15 protein-coding genes and 1 riboswitch are annotated in these 18,154 nt (G+C 62.3%); of the genes, 10 read left to right on the forward strand and 5 right to left on the reverse strand.

Going from position 1 to position 18,154, the window contains the following annotated elements; genetic code table 11:
* Positions 1–30 precede the first annotated feature (30 nt).
* Entirely contained in the window at positions 31–1,524 is a 1,494-nt protein-coding gene (locus J5Y21_RS00190; RefSeq protein ID WP_246874792.1) for a leucyl aminopeptidase, read from the reverse strand.
* Between the two features lie 118 nt (positions 1,525–1,642).
* Between J5Y21_RS00190 and J5Y21_RS00195 the strand changes: the two genes are divergently transcribed.
* Positions 1,643–2,755: a branched-chain amino acid aminotransferase gene (locus J5Y21_RS00195; RefSeq protein WP_210571575.1), complete on the forward strand. Its 1,113-nt coding sequence runs from the start codon at positions 1,643–1,645 to the stop codon at positions 2,753–2,755.
* Between the two features lie 20 nt (positions 2,756–2,775).
* On the opposite strand, the gene J5Y21_RS00200 is transcribed toward J5Y21_RS00195, so the two are convergent.
* Positions 2,776–3,795, reverse strand: coding sequence for a nicotinate-nucleotide--dimethylbenzimidazole phosphoribosyltransferase (locus J5Y21_RS00200; RefSeq protein WP_210571576.1), 1,020 nt, complete (start codon positions 3,793–3,795; stop codon positions 2,776–2,778).
* A gap of 36 nt (positions 3,796–3,831) precedes the next feature.
* Positions 3,832–4,653, reverse strand: coding sequence for a DUF3043 domain-containing protein (locus J5Y21_RS00205; RefSeq protein ID WP_210571577.1), 822 nt, complete (start codon positions 4,651–4,653; stop codon positions 3,832–3,834).
* Positions 4,654–4,867: 214 nt separating this feature from the next.
* Between J5Y21_RS00205 and J5Y21_RS00210 the strand changes: the two genes are divergently transcribed.
* On the forward strand, positions 4,868–5,212 hold the full coding sequence (locus J5Y21_RS00210) for an iron-sulfur cluster assembly accessory protein (protein ID WP_210571578.1): 345 nt from the start codon (positions 4,868–4,870) through the stop codon (positions 5,210–5,212).
* Positions 5,213–5,537: 325 nt separating this feature from the next.
* On the opposite strand, the gene J5Y21_RS00215 is transcribed toward J5Y21_RS00210, so the two are convergent.
* Together J5Y21_RS00215 and asnB are read right to left on the reverse strand one after the other, a co-directional pair.
* Complete coding sequence (locus J5Y21_RS00215) at positions 5,538–6,614, reverse strand: S41 family peptidase (RefSeq protein ID WP_210571579.1); 1,077 nt, start codon at positions 6,612–6,614, stop codon at positions 5,538–5,540.
* 133 nt (positions 6,615–6,747) lie between these two features.
* Positions 6,748–8,670 (reverse strand): asparagine synthase (glutamine-hydrolyzing), encoded by a 1,923-nt coding sequence (gene asnB, locus J5Y21_RS00220; RefSeq protein ID WP_210571580.1) that lies wholly within the window; start codon positions 8,668–8,670, stop codon positions 6,748–6,750.
* A gap of 481 nt (positions 8,671–9,151) precedes the next feature.
* Here asnB and J5Y21_RS00225 point away from each other — a divergent pair, with 481 nt between their 5' ends.
* From J5Y21_RS00225 to J5Y21_RS00260, 8 genes are all read left to right on the forward strand, one after another.
* Positions 9,152–10,237 carry a cytochrome c oxidase subunit II gene (locus J5Y21_RS00225; RefSeq protein ID WP_210571581.1) on the forward strand — a complete coding sequence of 362 codons (1,086 nt, stop codon included), beginning with the start codon at positions 9,152–9,154 and terminating at the stop codon, positions 10,235–10,237.
* Positions 10,238–10,256: 19 nt separating this feature from the next.
* Entirely contained in the window at positions 10,257–10,688 is a 432-nt protein-coding gene (locus J5Y21_RS00230; RefSeq protein WP_210571583.1) for a cytochrome c oxidase subunit 4, read from the forward strand.
* A gap of 447 nt (positions 10,689–11,135) precedes the next feature.
* On the forward strand, positions 11,136–11,756 hold the full coding sequence (locus tag J5Y21_RS00235; RefSeq protein ID WP_210571584.1) for a heme-copper oxidase subunit III: 621 nt from the start codon (positions 11,136–11,138) through the stop codon (positions 11,754–11,756).
* Between the two features lie 52 nt (positions 11,757–11,808).
* Positions 11,809–12,657, forward strand: coding sequence for a cytochrome c (locus J5Y21_RS00240; RefSeq protein WP_210571585.1), 849 nt, complete (start codon positions 11,809–11,811; stop codon positions 12,655–12,657).
* Positions 12,654–13,877, forward strand: coding sequence for a ubiquinol-cytochrome c reductase iron-sulfur subunit (locus J5Y21_RS00245; RefSeq protein WP_210571586.1), 1,224 nt, complete (start codon positions 12,654–12,656; stop codon positions 13,875–13,877). The genes J5Y21_RS00240 and J5Y21_RS00245 overlap by 4 nt, the downstream gene beginning before the upstream one ends.
* Positions 13,877–15,514 carry a cytochrome bc complex cytochrome b subunit gene (locus tag J5Y21_RS00250; RefSeq protein ID WP_210571587.1) on the forward strand — a complete coding sequence of 546 codons (1,638 nt, stop codon included), beginning with the start codon at positions 13,877–13,879 and terminating at the stop codon, positions 15,512–15,514. Before J5Y21_RS00245 ends, J5Y21_RS00250 begins: the two co-directional genes overlap by 1 nt.
* 376 nt (positions 15,515–15,890) lie before the next feature.
* Positions 15,891–16,071: riboswitch (cyclic di-AMP (ydaO/yuaA leader) on the forward strand.
* An 11-nt stretch (positions 16,072–16,082) separates the two neighbouring features.
* Positions 16,083–16,844, forward strand: a complete 762-nt coding sequence (locus J5Y21_RS00255; protein WP_210571588.1) for a C40 family peptidase — start codon at positions 16,083–16,085, stop codon at positions 16,842–16,844.
* A 257-nt stretch (positions 16,845–17,101) separates the two neighbouring features.
* On the forward strand, positions 17,102–18,151 hold the full coding sequence (locus tag J5Y21_RS00260) for a C40 family peptidase (RefSeq protein WP_210571589.1): 1,050 nt from the start codon (positions 17,102–17,104) through the stop codon (positions 18,149–18,151).
* Positions 18,152–18,154 lie beyond the last annotated feature (3 nt).

The following is an 18,154-nucleotide window of genomic DNA, read 5'->3' on the forward strand; positions in this document are numbered from 1 at the left end:
AACTGGGGATTCATTGGAAGAAGGGCTGGGTTAGGCGAGGCCGCGAATGGTCTCCACCAGCGTCCGTACCGGCACGCCGGTAGCGCGGCCGGGAGTGAACCCGTGGGGCGCGCCTGTATTCCAGGCGGGGCTCGCCACATCCACGTGGGCCCATTCAATGTCGTCGCCGATGAAGCGGGACAGGTAGGTAGCTGCGAATTCCATCCCGCCGAAACGGTCGCTGTTGGCGTTCTTCACGTCGGCGACCTTGGAGGAGATCTCATTCTCGTGCTCCTCCAGCAGCGGCATTGCCCAGCCAGGTTCGTCGATGTCGCGGCCGTTCTCGGCAATACGGTCGCGCAGATTGTCGCTGCCCATCACGCCGAAGGTCCGCTTGCCCAGGGCGACCATCTGCGCGCCGGTGAGCGTGGAGGTCTCGATCAGGTGGGTGGGGGAGTCCTCGCAGGCGCGTGCAATCGCATCGGCGAGCACGAGTCGGCCCTCCGCGTCTGTGTTGATGATCTCACTCGTGATACCCCCGTAATGGGTGATCACATCGCCTGGTCGCTGCGCAGAACCGGACGGCATGTTCTCCGCAAGCGGCATCCATGCCTCCACTCGCACCGGAGTATTGAGCGAGGCAATGGCGCACGCAGTGGCGAGCACGGCTGCGGAACCGCCCATGTCCATCACCATCTGCTCCATACCGTTTGACGGCTTGATGGAAATGCCGCCGGAATCAAAGGTGATGCCCTTGCCCACCAGCGCGACCGATGTCTCGGCGGAGGCGTTCTCCGGAGCCCACGTCAGGTGGACCAAGCGCGGCGCGTGCTCGGAGCCCTGGCCGACAGCAGTGATGCCGCCGAACCCCTGCTCACGCAATTGCGCGTCGTCGAGAATCTCGACAGTCAAGCCGGCATCGGTGGCGACCTTCTCTGCGTGAGCGGCGTAGACCTCCGGGTAGAGCAGATTCGACGGCGTGTTCACCAGATCGCGTGCCAGAGCAACGGCATGGCCGATTGTCGCAGCGGTATCGAATTCCTCGCGCTCGTCTTCGCGGCCGATCACCGTGATAGCCAAGGATGTGTCCTCGGTCTTCTCGGCTCCATTGCTTTCGCTGTCGCGAGTCTTCAACCCGGAGTAGCTGTAGCCGCCGAGCAACAGGCCCTCGACGATCGCGCCGACACCGAATTCACCTGAGACGACCGCGCGGTCAATGCCTGCCAAGGAGCGGGCGGCAACGCCCATCGCGCGGCGGACGGAGGTCGCGGAGGTGTCCTCGCCGAGTCCGACCGAGATATAGAGGACACCGTCGAGAACCACCTTGGTGATCTCGCCGTGGGCGCCCGTCGCCCCTACAGCTTCCAGTGCCTCCAGCAGACCATCGCGGGTCAATGCCGACACCGGCAGCTCCAGTGCGTCGCCCTGGGCGATGGGGATGAGGCGCGCCGCGCCGTCGATAAGCGTGCTGTCTGCCGCCGCGGCGAAGTCGACGTCGGGCAGCGTGCCGTGGGAGGGAAGAACACCGGTTGTGTGAGGAAGCATTGAACGCATACTCCTTCTAAAGACAATCAGTACGTGCGATTCTCGCGGCCGATCCTACGCCAGTACCGTGCGCGGAAACTGGCTGCGGCTGCTGACAGCCAGCGTATGCTTGGGAGGCATGACGAACTTGGAATTCACCGTGCGAGAAAACGAGAATCCTGCGAGCGACGAGCAGCGTGCGGAGATTCTCAAAGATCCGAAATTTGGCAAGGAATTCACCGACCACATGGTCGCGATCGACTGGACCGAGGACGAGGGCTGGCACAATGCCCGCGTGCAGCCGTACGCGCCGCTTTCATTCGATCCGGCGGCCATGGTCTTCCACTACGGCCAGGCGATCTTCGAGGGCCTGAAGGCGTACCGTCAGCCGGACGGATCCATCGCTACCTTCCGCCCGGAGCAGAATGCACACCGCATGCAGAACTCGGCGCAGCGCATGGCCATGCCGGAGCTTCCCGACGAGTACTTTCTCGAGTCCCTGCGCCAGCTCGTCGAGATCGATGAGGCATGGGTGCCGGAGGCTGGCGGCGAGGCTGCGCTGTACCTGCGCCCGTTCATGATCTCTACCGAGGTCAGCCTCGGTGTGAAACCGGCGAACTCCTACACCTTCTACGTCATTGCCTCCCCGGCGGGTGCGTACTTCGACGGCGGTATCAAGCCGGTCAAGGTGTGGATCTCCGAGGACTATGTCCGCGCCGCGCCGGGCGGTACGGGCGCCGCGAAATTCGCCGGTAACTACGCTGCGTCGCTGCTCGCACAGGCTCAAGCTAAGGAGCAGGGCTGCGACCAGGTCGTGTGGCTGGATGCGATTGAGCGCACCTACATCGAGGAGATGGGCGGCATGAACCTGATGTTCGTCTACGGTTCGGGCGACGACGGCGTCAAGGTGGTCACGCCGGAACTGTCCGGCTCCTTGCTGCCGGGCATCACGCGTGACTCGCTGCTGCAGGTCGCCGAAGACCTCGGCTATGACACAGAAGAGGTCCGCATCTCCGTCGATGACTGGATGACCGACGTTGCCAACGGCGAGCTGACCGAGACCTTGGCGTGCGGCACCGCTGCCGTGATCACCCCGGTCGGCCACGTTGTCGGCAACGGGATCGACTTCACCGTCAACGATAATGAGGCTGGCGATGTCACGATGAAGATGCGTGAGCGCCTGACCAAGATTCAGCGTGGCGAGCACGAGGACACCCACGGTTGGCTGCACACGCTCGTGCCCGTGAAGTAGGGGCGGCTGTTACAGCTCAGCTATTGCTCGGCGCTGTTCTGGGAGCGCATCTCGTCGGCGACGAGCTCCGCAGCCGCGGTGACGAGCGGCAGGACGGCAGCACCGCCGGCACCCTGGCCGGTGGTCATGTCGAGTGCCGCCACCGGGGTCAGATCCAGGGCCTTCAGGCACACGGTGTGGCAGGGCTCTGGGCTGAGCTGGCCGGCGAGCAGCCACTCTTTCACACCGGGGGCGAGTCGCTCGGCGGTGTAGGCGGCGGCTGCGGGAAACGCGCCGTCGATAAGCACTGGCGTACGTCGTGCCGCGCATTGCGCGATGAACGCGACCTCCGCGACGAAATCCGGTGATGAAATGCGGCGGAGGACCTCCGCGACATCGTCGTTGATCTCGCGTGCGCGGAACATCGCGTCGCGCACGGCGGTGACCTTGATCTTCCAGGTCTCGTCATTGATGCCGCTGCCGCGGCCGACCGCGACGACGGGCTCGGTGAAGGTGAGCGCGCCGATGACCGCCGCGGCAACCGTCGTGTTGCCCACCCCGATGTCGCCGATCACAGCGAGATCGCACCCGGAATCGATCGCCGTGTCAGCGATGGTCCTGCCGAGCTCTGCGGCGCGAACGAACTCGTCGTCGCTCATGGCGTCCTCAACATCGATCGCGCCGGACGCTTCGCGGATGAGCGAACCGGCTTCGGCGAGGCTCACGCGGACGAGTTCCACCGGGGCGTCGGCGATGCGCGCCAACGTGTTCACCGGAGCTGCTCCCGCGTCAATCTCGTCGGCTTGCAGAACCGATGCCTCCGGCGTGTACGCGGACACCCCGCGGGCGGTAATGCCGTGGTCGCCGGCGAATACGACGATCTTCGGCGATTGAACAGGCCGCGGGGGAGCTTCTCCCTGGCGTCCTGCCAACCATGCGCCGATCCCCGCGAGCCTGCCGAACGACACACCGCGCGGATTCTCCGTCATCGCGGCGCGCACCTGTGCCTCAGCGGAACTGTCCGGCATGGGGACTGGGTTGAAGTCCAGCGAAACGCTCATGATGACGTGGCCTGCTTTCTGCGCTATTGGCTGGAGCTACGCCTTGGAACCGATTGCGACCTGTGGCTTCGGGGTACGCCAACCGCGCGGCTGGGAAGCGCGCGAATAGGCGTACATGCCCAGGCCGAAGCCCGTCTCATCCGTCTCCGGGAACTTCTCGCGCACAGCGCGGTTCGCGCGGCGGCCGATCAGCACGGCCTCGACGAAGATCGCCACGATGAAGATCATGGACACCAGCGACAGAATCTCCGCGACGCGCGGCAAGAAAGTGCCCAGAAGCATGATGGCGAGCAGCACGACCATCGTGGGCAGCATGTAGTTGGCCAAAAAGCGTCGGGAATCCACCCAGTCGCGCACGTAGCGGCGGACGTCGCCCTGGTCGCGCTCCATCAAGTACTGCTCGTCGCCTGCGTCCATGCGAGCCTGGATTTCCTTGTTGCGCTCACGGCGCTCGGCGCGTTCCTGCTTCTTGTAGTCCTTCCACTCCTCCTTGGACATGGAGGCCTTCAGCTCCTTGCGCTTCTGCGCCTGCTGCGGCTTGGACATGGCATTCGGGTCACGCACGACACCGCGCTTGACCTCCTGGTCGTGCCGCTTCGGCGTCGGGCGCCCCTTCGGTGGGGTGTAGCCCTTCGGCAGTGGCTTGCCGTCTTTGCCCAGCGGGCGGTCGCTCTTGTCGCCTTGCTTTGTGTCTTGGGCGGCTGTGGAGGCGGAGTTTTTCTTCGCGGAGTTCTTCTTCGCGGAAGAAGCCTTCTTGGTGTCCTTGGCGTCGTCGCCGAGGTCGAGCTTGGTGGAGCCGCTATTGGCGGCTGCGCCTTTTGCCGCGCGGGCATCGGATTTCTGCCAGGGAAGTTTCACGCACTCTAGGCTACAAAACCGCCGTGGGCTGGTGGGAATACGGGTGCGCAGCGTGGTGTTGAACGAATATACAAGCGCGGTATCACGCTCAGGTTTCGTTATTGTCCCGTTTTTTGAGCAGTGACCAGCGCAAGTTAGGGTGTACTAGCATCCAGGTGCCGGCCGGGAGTAGGCTCGGGAACCTGAAACGATTCGTAGGCAAGGAGAAACGTTCATGACTGCACCGACTTCCGCAACCGGCGTCAAGCTCACTGAGGCAGCGGCCGCCAAGGCGAAGGCGCTGCTGGATCAGGAAGGCCGCAATGACCTGTCCCTGCGCATCGCCGTTCAGCCGGGTGGCTGCGCTGGGCTGCGCTACCAGCTCTACTTCGACGACCGTGACCTCGAAGGCGATAAGGCCGACGTCATCGGCGGTGTCCGCCTCGTGGTGGACAAGATGAGCGTCCCGTACCTGATGGGCGCGGAGATCGACTTCGCTGACACCATCGAGCAGCAGGGCTTCACCATCGACAACCCGAATGCCGGCGGCTCCTGCGCCTGCGGCGACTCCTTCAACTAAGAGTCAGCTGGTCCGCCCCAAGCGGGTGGTGAAAACGCGTCCCTTACGGGGCGTGTTTCTTTTTGCGCTGCTGTACTGGCGGGGCGCTGTGAGATGTCAGTCCGGCATTGGTGCGGTGCCGAGAGTGCAATGGGGCAACGGGGGAAGTGCGCGCGGAACGGGGAATCGTGTGCTGAAGGAGGTTTGCCTTTTGTGGTTTGCCTTTTAGGCCTCCAGAGCGGAAAAGTCCAGGTGAATTTTTGGAAATAACCGCAAAAGGCAAACCACAAAAGGCAAACCTGCTCCCGCTGCTCCGGCAATGCGTCGGGAGCGGGTCACGGTGCAGTTACTGGCAGCCGTGCTCGTCGCGCAGCCACTTCTGAGCCGCGGCGAGGGCGGTGTCGCCCGACTCGGTCTTCGTGTCGGGCTCAATCGGGTCTTCAACGTAAGTCTGGCCGTTTCGGTCACGGTCCTTCGCGATGGTGAGCATCAGTTCGCTGCCGTCGGGGAAGTCATAGACAGTGTTCGCCGAGGCGAAGCCGGCTGTCGGGGTGCCGAAGCTGCGGGAGTTGTCTAGTCCGCGGAATGCCAGCATGGTCGCCTCACCGGAAGATGCGGTCTCCTCGTCCACCAGGACCGCGGTCGGGACGTCCCATTTGCCGCCGTGGGTGGACAGGGGAGTGCCGCCGCCGGACACGGAATTGCCGCCGACGGTCACCGGCGACGTCCGGCCGGAATACTCGAATTCCATCGCCGTGCCGTCAGGGATGAGCGGGGATAGGCCGGCCAGCATCGGCCCCATATCGCCGCCGTCATTGCCACGCAGGTCCACGATCGCGCCGCATGCGCCGCCATCGCGCGCCTGGGTCAGCCCGTCCGCGAGCGTGTCAGCGTAGCCTTGCACGTCAGCGTGGCGGGAAACACCAGGCACGGTCGCGACGACGACGCCACCGTCCACGTCGGCAGCAGGCCCCGCACCGTCGGCGCTATCCGCGGTGTCGGAATCGGCGACGCGCTGCTCGGCTTCTTCCGGAGAGAACAGGCGGGAGTGTTTGCCGCCGGCAGCATGAATGGCGTCGTCAAGCGCTGCGCGCACCTCGTCGACTGAATCCGCATCCTTGGCCACCTCCTTCGCGTGCTCGCTGGCTGCCGCGAATTCCTCCGAATCGCTGTAGATGCCCTGTTCGGCGAGCTGTAGCACCGTGGAGGTGTAGCGTTTGGGCGAATCCGTGCCGAGGAAGCGTGCCTTGCCGGTCGTCATCGCGCTGACTGCGGGGCCGTAGAAATACGCGGCGACTGCAGCGACGAGCACGGCCGCGAGAAAGAGCACCCCGATCACGGTCAGGATCCTGCGTCCGGTCTTCTTTGGCTTTTGTTGAGTCGTGACTGACTGTGGCGTCGTGGCTGGCTGTGTTGTTGTCATGGTGTTCATTGAACAGCCGGGCGCAGGTAGAGTCAGTAGCTCTGTTTATGCAATCGAGGTAGAGACAGCACTACCCCGCGTGCAGGCACGGTGGATGTGCCGCGAGGCGGGGTAGTAGGGCCAAGGGGTGCGGTTAGAGCTGCACCGGGTAGTCGCGCTGCTCGATGCCCGGGTCGATGCGGTGTTCGACGAAGATGCCGTGCCAGATCATGAACGCGAGCACGGTCCACAGGCGACGGGAGTGGTCGGAGACACCGTCGCGGTGCTCCTTGAGCATCTCCAACACCTCGGGCTTGTTGAAGATGTCGTCGGTCTGTGACTCGTTGATGGTCTGCTGCGCCCAGCCGTAGAGCTCATCGCCGGCGAGCCAGTGGCGCATCGGCACCGGGAAGCCGAGCTTCTTGCGGTGCAGCACGTGCGGCGGAACGATCTGCTCCATGGCCTTGCGCAGGGCGTACTTGGTGGTGCCATTCGCGATCTTCAGGTCGTGCGGGATGGTCTCGGCGACGGAGAAGACTTCCTTGTCCAAGAACGGCACGCGCAGCTCGAGGGAGTGCGCCATATTGATCTTGTCGGCCTTGACCAGAATGTCGCCGCGCATCCACGTGAACAGGTCGAGGTGCTGCATGCGCGCGACCGGATCCATGTCTTTCGAGCGGGCGTAGATCGGTGCGGTGACCTCGCGGTGGTCCCATTCCGGCTTCGCCCACGGCAGTACGCGACGCAGCTGGTCGTAATTGAAGGAGCGGGCGTTGCCGTAGTAGCGGGTCTCCATCGGGGTGGTGCCGCGCTCGAGCAGCGACTTGCCGCGCATTCCCTCAGGCAAAACCTGGCTGAGCTTGTTCAGGCCTTTCAACAGAGGATCGGGCATTTTCTCGAAGGGAGCGAGGGAGAGCGGTTCCTTATAAATGGTGTAGCCGCCGAATAATTCGTCGGCACCCTCACCGGAGAGCACGACCTTGACGTGCTTGCGCGCCTCCTGCGCGACGAAGAACAGCGGAACGAGCGACGGGTCCGCAACCGGGTCGTCGAGGTACCACATGATTTTCGGGATTGCGTCGGCGTATTCCTCAGGGGAGACGACCTTCACGATGTGCTCGACACCGATCGCTTCTGCGGATTCGGCGGCGACATCGACCTCGGAGTAGCCCTCACGCTCGAATCCGGTGGTGAAGGTGAGCAGGTCCGGGTTATGGCGCTTCGCCAGCGTCGCGATTGCAGTGGAGTCAATGCCGCCCGAGAGGAAGGAGCCGACGGTCACATCAGCACGCATATGCTTTGCGACGGAATCCTCCAGCGCCCCGGCAATTTTCGTGAACAGTTCGTGCTCTTTGCCCTTAGTCACTGGAGCGACATTGAACTGCGGGTTGAAGTAGCGCTTCGCTTCGACCTCGCCGCCTGGGGTGAGCGTGGCAGTGCAGCCGGACTCGAGACGGCGGATAGAAGAATGCAGCGACTCCGGCTCCGGGACGTACTGGAGATCGACGTAGTGCTCGATAGCGCGGCGGTCAAGGCTCAAATCCAGACCGAGCTCCTTCGCCATCTCCATGATGGCCTTCTTCTCCGAAGAGAAGACTGTGCCAGCGTCGGTGGTGGCGTAGTACAGCGGCTTGATGCCGAACTGGTCGCGGGCCACGAACATCGTGCGCGTCTCGGTGTCCCAGATGACGAAAGCGAACATGCCGCGCAGGTGCTTGACCACGTCCTCGCCCCAGTGGTGGTAGCCCACCACGATGGTCTCCGAATCGCCTTCAGTGTTGAAGGTCAGGCCAGCGGCGGTGAGTTCCTCGCGCAGCTCGACGTAGTTGTAGATCTCGCCGTTGAACGTCAGAGCGTAGCGCTCTGGGTTCTCTGCCGGGCCCCAGCGCAACGGCTGGTGGGAGTGCTCGAGATCGATGATGGCGAGGCGGTTGAAGCCGAAGACGGCGTCCTCGTCGTGCCAGGTGCCCGCAGCGTCCGGGCCGCGGTGGTAGAAGCAGGGGAGAGCTCGCTCGGCGGAATCCACGAAACGGGAAGCGTCAGACGAGCTGGTCAGCATGGCGAGAAGACCGCACATGGGAATGGCTCCTTAGTTGGTCATTTAAGGAAAGTGAGTTCAGCTCTACCCACAATAGAAGCCGCATCCGGCACGACTGGAATTAGCGCGCGTCCGCGTGGCGCGGCACCTTGCTGTGAGGCACTCTAGTTGTGCTGTCAGCCAACCTTTAGCCCGTCCCCAATAGGGGTGCAACTTCCGGTTGATATTTCTGGCGATTTGTGTGACGGCGGGCACATCGCCGGATTGGCTCCGATGTCCAGCACTGGAGACGTGGCCGGTTACCAGCGGGTAAACGGATCGGTGTGGTCGCCGGTCGCAGCAGTTGATTGGGCTGGCTGAACATGCGGACCGCGGCGGGTTAGGTCCGGGGCGCGGATAATCTATTCTGACTTGGTAGGAATATTCTGCTCTGCTCGCCCCATGCTGGCTGTCAGCCGGGGGAGAGGATTGAAGGGTATTCACAGCTTTTTCGTTTGTGTGGACAGGAAGGCAGACACACGTGGATACGGCAAAGAACCGTGGCCTGGCCAAGAAGCTCGGAGTCGCAGGGCTGCTCGCCCTGAGCGGCTTCGGTCTCGCCGGCTGTGAGGCTGAACCGCCGAGCGCATTGTCGAACTTGCTCGACATGGGCTGGCCGGACCCCATCACCCCTGAAGGTGCAAGCATGTACAACTTCTGGGTGTGGGTCTGGCTCGCCGCATGGATCATCGGCATCATCATGTGGGGCATCTTCCTCTACGCGATCTTCGCGTGGGGTGGTAAGCGCCGCGAGAAGAAGGGTGCCGGGGAATTTCCGAAGCAGCTGCAGTACAACGTTCCGCTGGAGCTGGGCTTGACCATCGTCCCGATCATCATCGTGATGGTGCTGTTCTTCTTCACCATTCAGACGCAGACCAAGGTCGTTGCCCTGGATAAGAATCCGGAAGTCACCGTTGATGTCACCGGTTTCCAGTGGAACTGGAAGTTCGGTTACGCCCACGTCGGTCCGGAGCTTTCGCCGACTGGTTCCGACTATGACGGTACTGATGCTGAGCGTCAGAAGATCGCCGACGAGTCCCAGAAGGATGCGGAGGACGTTCACAACGCGAACCCGATCCACGGCAACTCCATGTCGGACAAGTCCTACCTGAACTTCAACAAGATCGAGACTGTCGGCACGACCGAGGAAGTTCCGGTGCTGGTTCTTCCGACCAACACTCCGATCGAGTTCCGTCTGGCATCCGGCGACGTTTCCCACGCGTTCTGGGTTCCGGAGTTCCTGTTCAAGCGCGACGTCTACTCCCACCCGGAGAAGAACCAGCAGGAGCGCAGGTTCCAGATCGAGCAGATCAATGAGGAAGGCGCATTCGTCGGCCGCTGTGCCGAGATGTGCGGTACCTACCACGCAATGATGAACTTCGAGATCCGCGCGGTTTCCCCGGAGAAGTTCCGTGACTACATGCGCTTCCGCGAGGAGAACCCCGACGCGGCTAACTCCGAGGCCCTCGCATCCATCGGCGAAGAGCCGTTCGCAACGTCCACCCGTCCGTTCAACTCCGACCGAACCGGTACCCGCGGCGGCGACAACGCCGTGCAGAACGTCTAAGAGAGGCTAGGGAAAAGCAATGGGAGCTGGAGCAAAAGTCTTCTACGCCAACGGCGTCTTCCTGACGATCATGGCGGTCATCTACGCATTCGCCACCAACTACGTCGGCGATGACGCATACCTCTACGGCTACGAGTGGGCCGGCGGTGTCGCACTGATCCTGGCGGCTGCCTTCTCGTTCATGCTCGGCGGTTACCTCAACTTCACCGAGAGTCGCACCGATGTTCTTCCGGAGGACTGGGAGGAGGCTGAGGTCGAGGACGGCGCAGGCGTCCTGGGCTTCTTCTCCCCGGGCTCCATCTGGCCGCTCGCTATGACCGGCGGCATCTGCCTCATGGCCTTCGGTATTGCCTTCTGGCAGCTGTGGCTGCTCGCCGTTGGTGCGGTCATCCTCATCTGGGCTACCACCAAGCTGAACCTGCAGTACGGCATTCCGCGCGAGAAGCACTAAACGCCTTCGACGCTTCACGCGCCCATCCCCGCACCGTTGATCTCGACGGTGCGGGGATTCTTTCATGCATGCCTTTTCGCACGTACGCGGTGGGGGAGTGTGGTAGCGACGCGGGGGGTCATACGAAAGTTTGGGGGATCGGGCGTTTTGGCAGGGCGCATGTGTGAATCCAGTCACACCCGGGAACTAAAAAATTTTCGGTTATTTTTCGAAAGACAGTTGCGGGATTTATGCGGATTTCAGTCCGGCGAAGTGTGCTCGCAAGCGTTAGCCGGTGACCTGCACCGATGAACGTCGTAAAGCGTGCCGAAATAGTTCCCGCAACTTTTAAGTGGACCGACACGCGCAGGAAACGAAAAGAAAACGGCAGGTCCGCGTCGTGCTCACATGAAAAATTCGGGGGTGAACAAGGTGACTTTATGGTTCAAAAAGGCGATACTGATACGCGTGACGACTGCAACAACGAACCCAGGTATGGCGACAGCGCCCGATCGTCTTCCCGTGCTGAACCGTCCCAACATGGTCAGCGTGGGCACGATCGTGTTCCTCGCCCAAGAATTGATGTTCTTCGCCGGCTTGTTCGCGATGTACTTCACCTCGCGTGCAAACGGCATGTCCACCGGCGATTGGTCGAACCAGACGGACCACCTCAACGTGGTCTTCGGCACGATCATCACCGTCGTCCTGGTGGCCTCCTCGGTCACGTCTCAGTTCGGCGTCTTTGCCGCTGAGAAGGGCGATGTCTTCGGTCTGCGCAAGTGGTTCACCGTGACCATTGCGCTCGGCGTGGTCTTCTTGGGCCTCGTCGCATTTGAGTGGACCGAGATGGTCATGGCGGGAATCACCCCGCAGTCCAGTGTTTACGGCTCGGTGTTCTACATCATCACCGGCTTCCACATGGCTCACGTGACCGCGGGCATCCTCGCGTTCGTCGTCGTGATCCTCCGTGTGGCCAAGTCGAAGTTCACCCCGGCGCAGGCAACTGCCGCCATGGTGACCTCCTACTACTGGCACTTCGTCGACGTCGTGTGGATCGGCGTGTTCGTTACTCTCTACCTGGTTCAGTAGCGCGGCCTTTCGGACGTAAGCACTAACCACCGATTTCGCTTAAGGGAACAACATGGATAACACCCCAAAGAAGGCGCGGAACCGCCGCAAGATGCGCCGCTCCGCGGCTGGCGCACTGGCGCTCGGCATCGGTCTCTCGGGTGCCGGCCTGCTGGCTACGGCCCTGACTCCGGATGCGCAGGTTGCCACCGCCCAACGCGATGACCAAGCGCTGATCCAGGAAGGCAAAGACCTCTACGAGCAGGCCTGCATCACCTGCCACGGCGCGAACCTGCAGGGCGTGAAGGACCGTGGTCCTTCTCTGATCGGTACCGGCGAGGGCGCCGTGTACTTCCAGGTCAACTCCGGCCGCATGCCGATGATGTCGAACGACGCGCAGGCTGAGCGCAAGAAGCCGCGCTACTCCGAGGCACAGACGCTGGCTATGGCCGCATATGTTGCAGCAAATGGCGGCGGCCCGGAGCTCGTGTACAACGAGGACGGCTCCATCGCTATGGAAGAACTGCGCGGTAAGAACTTCGATGGCGACATTCAGGCCGCTGACGTTGCACGCGGTTCCGAGCTGTTCCGCCTCAACTGCGCGTCCTGCCACAACTTCACCGGCCGCGGTGGCGCCCTGTCCTCCGGTAAGTACGCGCCGTACCTGGATCCCGCGAACGAGCAGGAGATCTACCAGGCGATGCTGACCGGTCCGCAGAACATGCCGAAGTTCTCCGACCGTCAGCTGACGGCGGATGAGAAGCGCGACATCATCGCATTCATCAAGTCGTCGAAGGAGACCCCGAGCCCGGCTGGTTGGGCACTGGGCGGTATCGGCCCGGTGGCTGAGGGTCTGGCTATGTGGATCATTGGCGTCACCCTCATCGGTGCAGCCGCAATGTGGATTGGATCGCGCTCATGAGCAATGAACTAAAGAAGAACTACACCAGCGAAGAGCTGGACAAGATGAGCAACGCTGAGCTCGCTGCACTGGGCACCGAGCTTGACGACGTCACGGTGGCGTACCGCAAGGAGCGCTTCCCGATCGAGAACGATCCGGCAGAAAAGCGTGCCGCAGCTGGCATCAATATCTGGCTGGGTCTGTCCATCATCGCGGGTCTCGCTTTCTTGGGTGTCTATCTGTTCTGGCCGTGGGAGGCTCGCTTCCATGGTCAGGAAGGCCTGGGGATGTACAGCCTGTACACCCCGCTGCTGGGTCTGACCTCGGGTCTGTCACTCGTTTCCCTCGGCGTGGCAATCGTCCAGTACGTGAAGAAGTTCGTGCCGGAGGAGATCGCGGTTCAGCGTCGCCACGACGGACGTTCTTCCGAGCTGGACCGCCGCACCACGACGGCACTTCTGAACGATGCGTGGCAGACCTCCACCCTTGGTCGTCGCAACGTCATGAAGGGCCTGCTCGGCGGTGCTGGTCTGATGGCTGGTCTGGTCATCATCGCCCCGCTCGGTGGCATCATCAAGAATCCGTGGCGCGTTCGTCACCAGATGAACTACAACGGCGACGGCACGCTGTGGACCCAGGGTTGGTCACTGGCCCGCGAAGGCAAGAAGCTCTACCTGGGTCGCGACACCGCCGCGATCGCCGAGTTGCACGACACCGAGGCCGGTAAGCACTACAGCACCGCAGGCGTGTCCCGTCTGGTGCGTATGCGCCCGGAGGACCTCGACGCCGCTTCGATGGAGACGGTCTTCCCGCTCCTGGAAGAGGATGTCAACGACGGCGATAAGTACGACGCCGAGCGCGACGTGTACGAGAATCACATGCACTCGATTCACGGTCCGCGCAATGCTGTCATGCTGATCCGCCTGCGTTCCTCCGATGCCGCCAAGGTCATCGAGCGCGAGGGCCAGGAGGACTTCCACTACGGCGACTTCTACGCCTACTCGAAGATCTGCACCCACATCGGTTGCCCGACCTCTCTGTACGAGGCACAGACCAACCGCATCCTGTGCCCGTGCCACCAGTCGCAGTTCGACGCTTTGGAGCACGGCAAGCCGGTCTTCGGCCCGGCAGCCCGCGCTCTGCCGCAGCTGCCTATTGAAATCGACGAAGACGGTTACCTCATCGCCCGCGGGGACTTCATTGAGCCCGTCGGCCCGGCATTCTGGGAGCGTAAGTCATAATGAGCACGAAACTGGAACAAGCCGCGGACAATATTGACTCGCGGTACACGATCGCGGGCATTCTCCGCCCGCAGCTGAACAAGGTCTTCCCGACCCACTGGTCGTTCATGCTGGGTGAGATGGCGCTGTACAGCTTCATCATTCTCCTGCTGACCGGTGTCTACCTGGCCCTGTTCTTCGATCCGTCCATCACCAAGGTCATCTACGACGGCGGCTACCTGCCGCTCAACGGTGTAGAAATGTCGCGCGCATACGCGACGGCACTTGATATTTCCTTCGAGGTCCGCGGCGGTCTGTTCGTCCGTCAGATGCACCACTGGGCCGCCCTGATGTTCATGATGGCGATGTTCGCCCACATGATGCGCATCTTCTTCACCGGCGCGTTCCGTCGCCCGCGCGAGGCCAACTGGATCATCGGTGTCACCTTGATCCTGCTGGGCATGGCTGAGGGCTTCATGGGCTACTCCCTGCCGGACGACCTGCTCTCCGGTGTCGGTCTGCGAATCATGTCCGCCATCATCGTTGGTCTGCCGATCATCGGTACCTGGCTCCACTGGGCAATGTTCGGCGGCGACTTCCCGTCGGATCTCATGCTGGACCGTTTCTATATCCTTCACGTGCTGATCCTGCCGGGCATCATCCTCGCGCTCATCGCAGCGCACTTGCTGCTCGTCTGGTTCCAGAAGCACACCCAGTTCCCGGGCCCGGGTCGCTCCGAGAACAATGTCGTGGGCATCCGCATTATGCCGGTCTTCGCCGTGAAGGCCATGGGCTTCGGCATGCTGGTCTTCGGCGTCCTCGCTCTGATGGCCGGTGTCACCACCATTAACGCCATCTGGAATATCGGCCCGTACAACCCGTCGCAGGTCTCCGCTGGTTCGCAGCCGGATATCTACATGCTGTGGACTGACGGTGCCGCCCGTGTCATGCCTGCGTGGGAGCTCTACCTGGGCAACTACACCATTCCGGGCGTGTTCTGGGTCGCACTGCTGGCAGGCCTGATGGTCGTCCTGCTGCTGACCTACCCGTTCATCGAGAAGAAGGTCACCGGCGACGATGCGCACCACAACCTGCTGCAGCGTCCGCGCGACGTTCCGGTGCGCACCGGCATCGGTGTCATGGGCCTGGTCTTCTTCCTGCTCCTGACGCTGTCCGGCGGTAACGACTTGTTCGCGTACCACTTCCAGATTTCCCTGAATGCGATGACCTGGGTCGGCCGTATCGGCTTGATCGTCCTGCCGCCGCTGGCGTACTTCATCACCTACCGCATTTGCGTTGGTCTGCAGCGCAGCGACCGCGAGGTGCTGGAGCACGGTATTGAGACCGGTATCATCCAGAAGCTGCCGAACGGCGCCTTCGTCGGTGTGCACCAGCCGTTGGGCCCAGTCGACGCCGACGGCCACCAGCTGCCGCTGGAGTACGCCGGTGCACGTGTGCCGAAGCAGCTCAACGAGCTCGGCTACGCCGACTCGGAGACCTCCGGTGTCTTCTCCCCGGATGACCCGGCGATCACCGCGAAGCGCAACGAGATCAAGCGCGCTAACCACCACGAGGAGGTGGAGACCCTCCGCGCCCTCGAGGCCGAGAAGGATGCCTCCGACCGTGATGCTGGCGCTATTGAGCGCAAGCGCAAGTAGAATCTAGGCGCTACAGCGCTTAAAGCCCCCTTCCGTTTGGGTCCGGTTCAGTCCGGATCAGGGAAGGGGGTTATCTTCGTGTTTATAGCGTTTTTGTAACGGTGTGACGAGCGCCACACTAAATTTTTTGACGGTATGGGGTCTCTCGGACAGAGGCTACGCAGCGCGTTCACAGATAAGAACTGTGCAGGTCAGGCAGTATATTTGCCGTCCGGGAAAAGTTTCTCCCGGGAATCTAGATGTCGAGAAATCGCCTTCACCGAAGGCACCGATGAAAATTACGAATTGATAACGGGCGCGTCGCTAGACAATGTCCGTGTCCATTTCGTAACCTATCTGAGACCTTGCGGCCACAGAGGCGCAAGCGATAAGACATCTGAACATTAAGCCGAATTTCACTCCGCCCCCCATGGCGGGGATGGAAGCCGGGGAACCGAAAACGTTTCCTGGGGTGAACGGGAAGCAAGGAGCGCGCACCGAGTGCGCCGGAGCGTCCCAAAGGTGATTTCCTGCACCGAACCCGTCAGCTAACCCGGTAGGCGACACTGGAAGATATTGGAGATTGTCCATGGCTAAGCACCGCCGCCAGAACACGACTGCAAAGCGCAGCATCGCTACCGCCTCCGCGATCGTCGCGGGCGCAACCCTTTTTGTACCGGCCACCGCTAACGCGGCTCAGGTCACCGTCCCGAACTCTGGCATCGCTACTGAGGTTCCGGGCATCGAGAACGTTCCGGGCATCGCTAACGTCCCGGGTATTGATCAGTGGATCCCGTCCCTCGCCGGCAAGGCTGACAAGGGTGCGGATGTCCGCGCAGCTATCGACGCTGTGAAGAACGTTCCGGGCGTCAACAACGTCCCGGGCTTCAGCGCTTGGATCGCAGGTGTCGAGGCTAAGTACGCCCCGGCCAAGGCTCAGACCGAGTACCGCGCGGCCGCTGCTAAGCCTGCTCCGAAGCCGGCACCGGCTCCGAAGCCGAAGCAGTCCCAGGGTGAGCGCATCGTGTCCATCGCGAAGTCCAAGATCGGCTCCCCGTACGTCTACGGCGCAGCTGGCCCGAACGCTTTCGACTGCTCCGGCTTCACCTCCTGGGTTCACGCTCAGGCTGGCAAGCAGATCCCGCGTACCTCCGGCGCTCAGGCTGCCGCTGGCCGTAAGGTCGCTATCTCCGACCTGCAGCCGGGCGATGTCGTCGTGTACTACAGCGGCGCTTCCCACGTTGCTATCTACGCTGGCAACGGCCAGATCATTGACGCGCTGAACTCCGGCACCCCGGTCGGCTACCGTCCGCTGAACTACATGCCGATCCACTCGGCAGTCCGCTTCTAAGGCGTAACGCTTTTAAGAGCGATCAACCGGCCGCGGCACCCCGCAGCAACCACGGGGTGTACGCGGCCGGTTTTTTGTCTCGTTTTTCACTTCGATCACACCTGTTTCAGTGGCGGAACTTGTCCTTTCTGGGCGTTTGACCTGCGACTGTTTGCAGATTAGTTTTGTTACAAGTTTGTAATCTTTTCACCTGTTGCTGCGGCCCCGACAGTGTGCGTGGGGGACGTCTGCGTTTTTTGAAAGAAGAGGTTCCCGTGATGGGTACGCACCGCGCTTCTTCCCGTGTGAGTGTTCGTGGCTTCAATGGCACCGCGAAGGCGTTCGCCGCCGCCGGTCTCGCGTCGGCGCTCGCAGCTGGCGGCATTGCTACGCCTGCCCAGGCTGATGAGGTCGACGACCTGATCAAGCAGATGAGCGAGATCTCGGATGAGGCCACCTCGAAGGCTGAAGAAGTCAAGGCGATCGAAGACGATATCGCCAAGGGCGAGCGCGAGGTGAAGTCGCTGAAGAAGGTGGCGGACGATGCGCGGCGTGATGCCCGCAAGGCCGCTGACGCTCAGGACGGTGCGCAGGGCGAGGTGGATAACCGTGCGCGCGTCCAGTACCGCAAACTGTCGAATGACGCGAATGTGAATGCGTTGGAGTCGGCGAATCCGCAGGAAGCTATTGACCGGGCAGCGTACCTCGGCTCCCTGTCCCGTTCTGCGCAGCGCACTCTCGACGAGTCGCAGCGGCTCAACCAGCGGGCTGCTCAGCGCGCGACCGATGCGAATATCGCGGTGGCAGTGGCGAATTACCGCCAGTCCGAGCTTGAGGGCAAACGCAAGAAACTGGAGCGCGAGCGCCGCGACCTCGACGACAAGGTCAAGGATGTGGAGAAGCGCGTGGACGCCTTCACTCCGGAGCAGCGTTCCCGTTGGGAGGCGAAGAACGGGCCGGTGAGCCTCAACGTTCCGCCGTCCGCGTCCGCGAACGGTGTTGTCGGCTCGGCGCTGTCCAAGATCGGTTCGCCGTACGGCTGGGGCGCCGCGGGCCCGGGCCAGTTCGATTGTTCGGGCCTGATGTACTGGGCGTACCAGCAGAACGGCAAGTCCATTCCGCGTACCTCCAGCGCCCAGCTCGCCGGCGGCACTCCGGTGTCTATGTCCGAGCTGCAGCCCGGTGACATTATCGGCTACTACCCGGGGGTTACTCACGTGGGCATGTACGTGGGCAATGGCCAGGTAGTCCACGCTGCGGACTATGGCATTCCGGTTCAGGTCGTGCCTTTGAATTCCATGCCCGTCCAGGGCGCCGTGCGCTACTAGTCG

The sequence above is a fragment of the Corynebacterium sp. Marseille-P3884 genome (assembly GCF_017942225.1).
Lineage (GTDB): Bacteria > Actinomycetota > Actinomycetes > Mycobacteriales > Mycobacteriaceae > Corynebacterium.

Coding starts and splice junctions, on each gene's coding strand:
- J5Y21_RS00190 (WP_246874792.1), bottom strand. CDS start 1,524: ATGCTTCCTCACACAACCGGTGTTCTTCCCTCCCACGGCACGCTGCCC.
- J5Y21_RS00195 (WP_210571575.1), top strand. CDS start 1,643: ATGACGAACTTGGAATTCACCGTGCGAGAAAACGAGAATCCTGCGAGC.
- J5Y21_RS00200 (WP_210571576.1), bottom strand. CDS start 3,795: ATGAGCGTTTCGCTGGACTTCAACCCAGTCCCCATGCCGGACAGTTCC.
- J5Y21_RS00210 (WP_210571578.1), top strand. CDS start 4,868: ATGACTGCACCGACTTCCGCAACCGGCGTCAAGCTCACTGAGGCAGCG.
- J5Y21_RS00215 (WP_210571579.1), bottom strand. CDS start 6,614: ATGACAACAACACAGCCAGCCACGACGCCACAGTCAGTCACGACTCAA.
- asnB (WP_210571580.1), bottom strand. CDS start 8,670: ATGTGCGGTCTTCTCGCCATGCTGACCAGCTCGTCTGACGCTTCCCGT.
- J5Y21_RS00230 (WP_210571583.1), top strand. CDS start 10,257: ATGGGAGCTGGAGCAAAAGTCTTCTACGCCAACGGCGTCTTCCTGACG.
- J5Y21_RS00240 (WP_210571585.1), top strand. CDS start 11,809: ATGGATAACACCCCAAAGAAGGCGCGGAACCGCCGCAAGATGCGCCGC.
- J5Y21_RS00245 (WP_210571586.1), top strand. CDS start 12,654: ATGAGCAATGAACTAAAGAAGAACTACACCAGCGAAGAGCTGGACAAG.
- J5Y21_RS00250 (WP_210571587.1), top strand. CDS start 13,877: ATGAGCACGAAACTGGAACAAGCCGCGGACAATATTGACTCGCGGTAC.
- J5Y21_RS00255 (WP_210571588.1), top strand. CDS start 16,083: ATGGCTAAGCACCGCCGCCAGAACACGACTGCAAAGCGCAGCATCGCT.
- J5Y21_RS00260 (WP_210571589.1), top strand. CDS start 17,102: ATGGGTACGCACCGCGCTTCTTCCCGTGTGAGTGTTCGTGGCTTCAAT.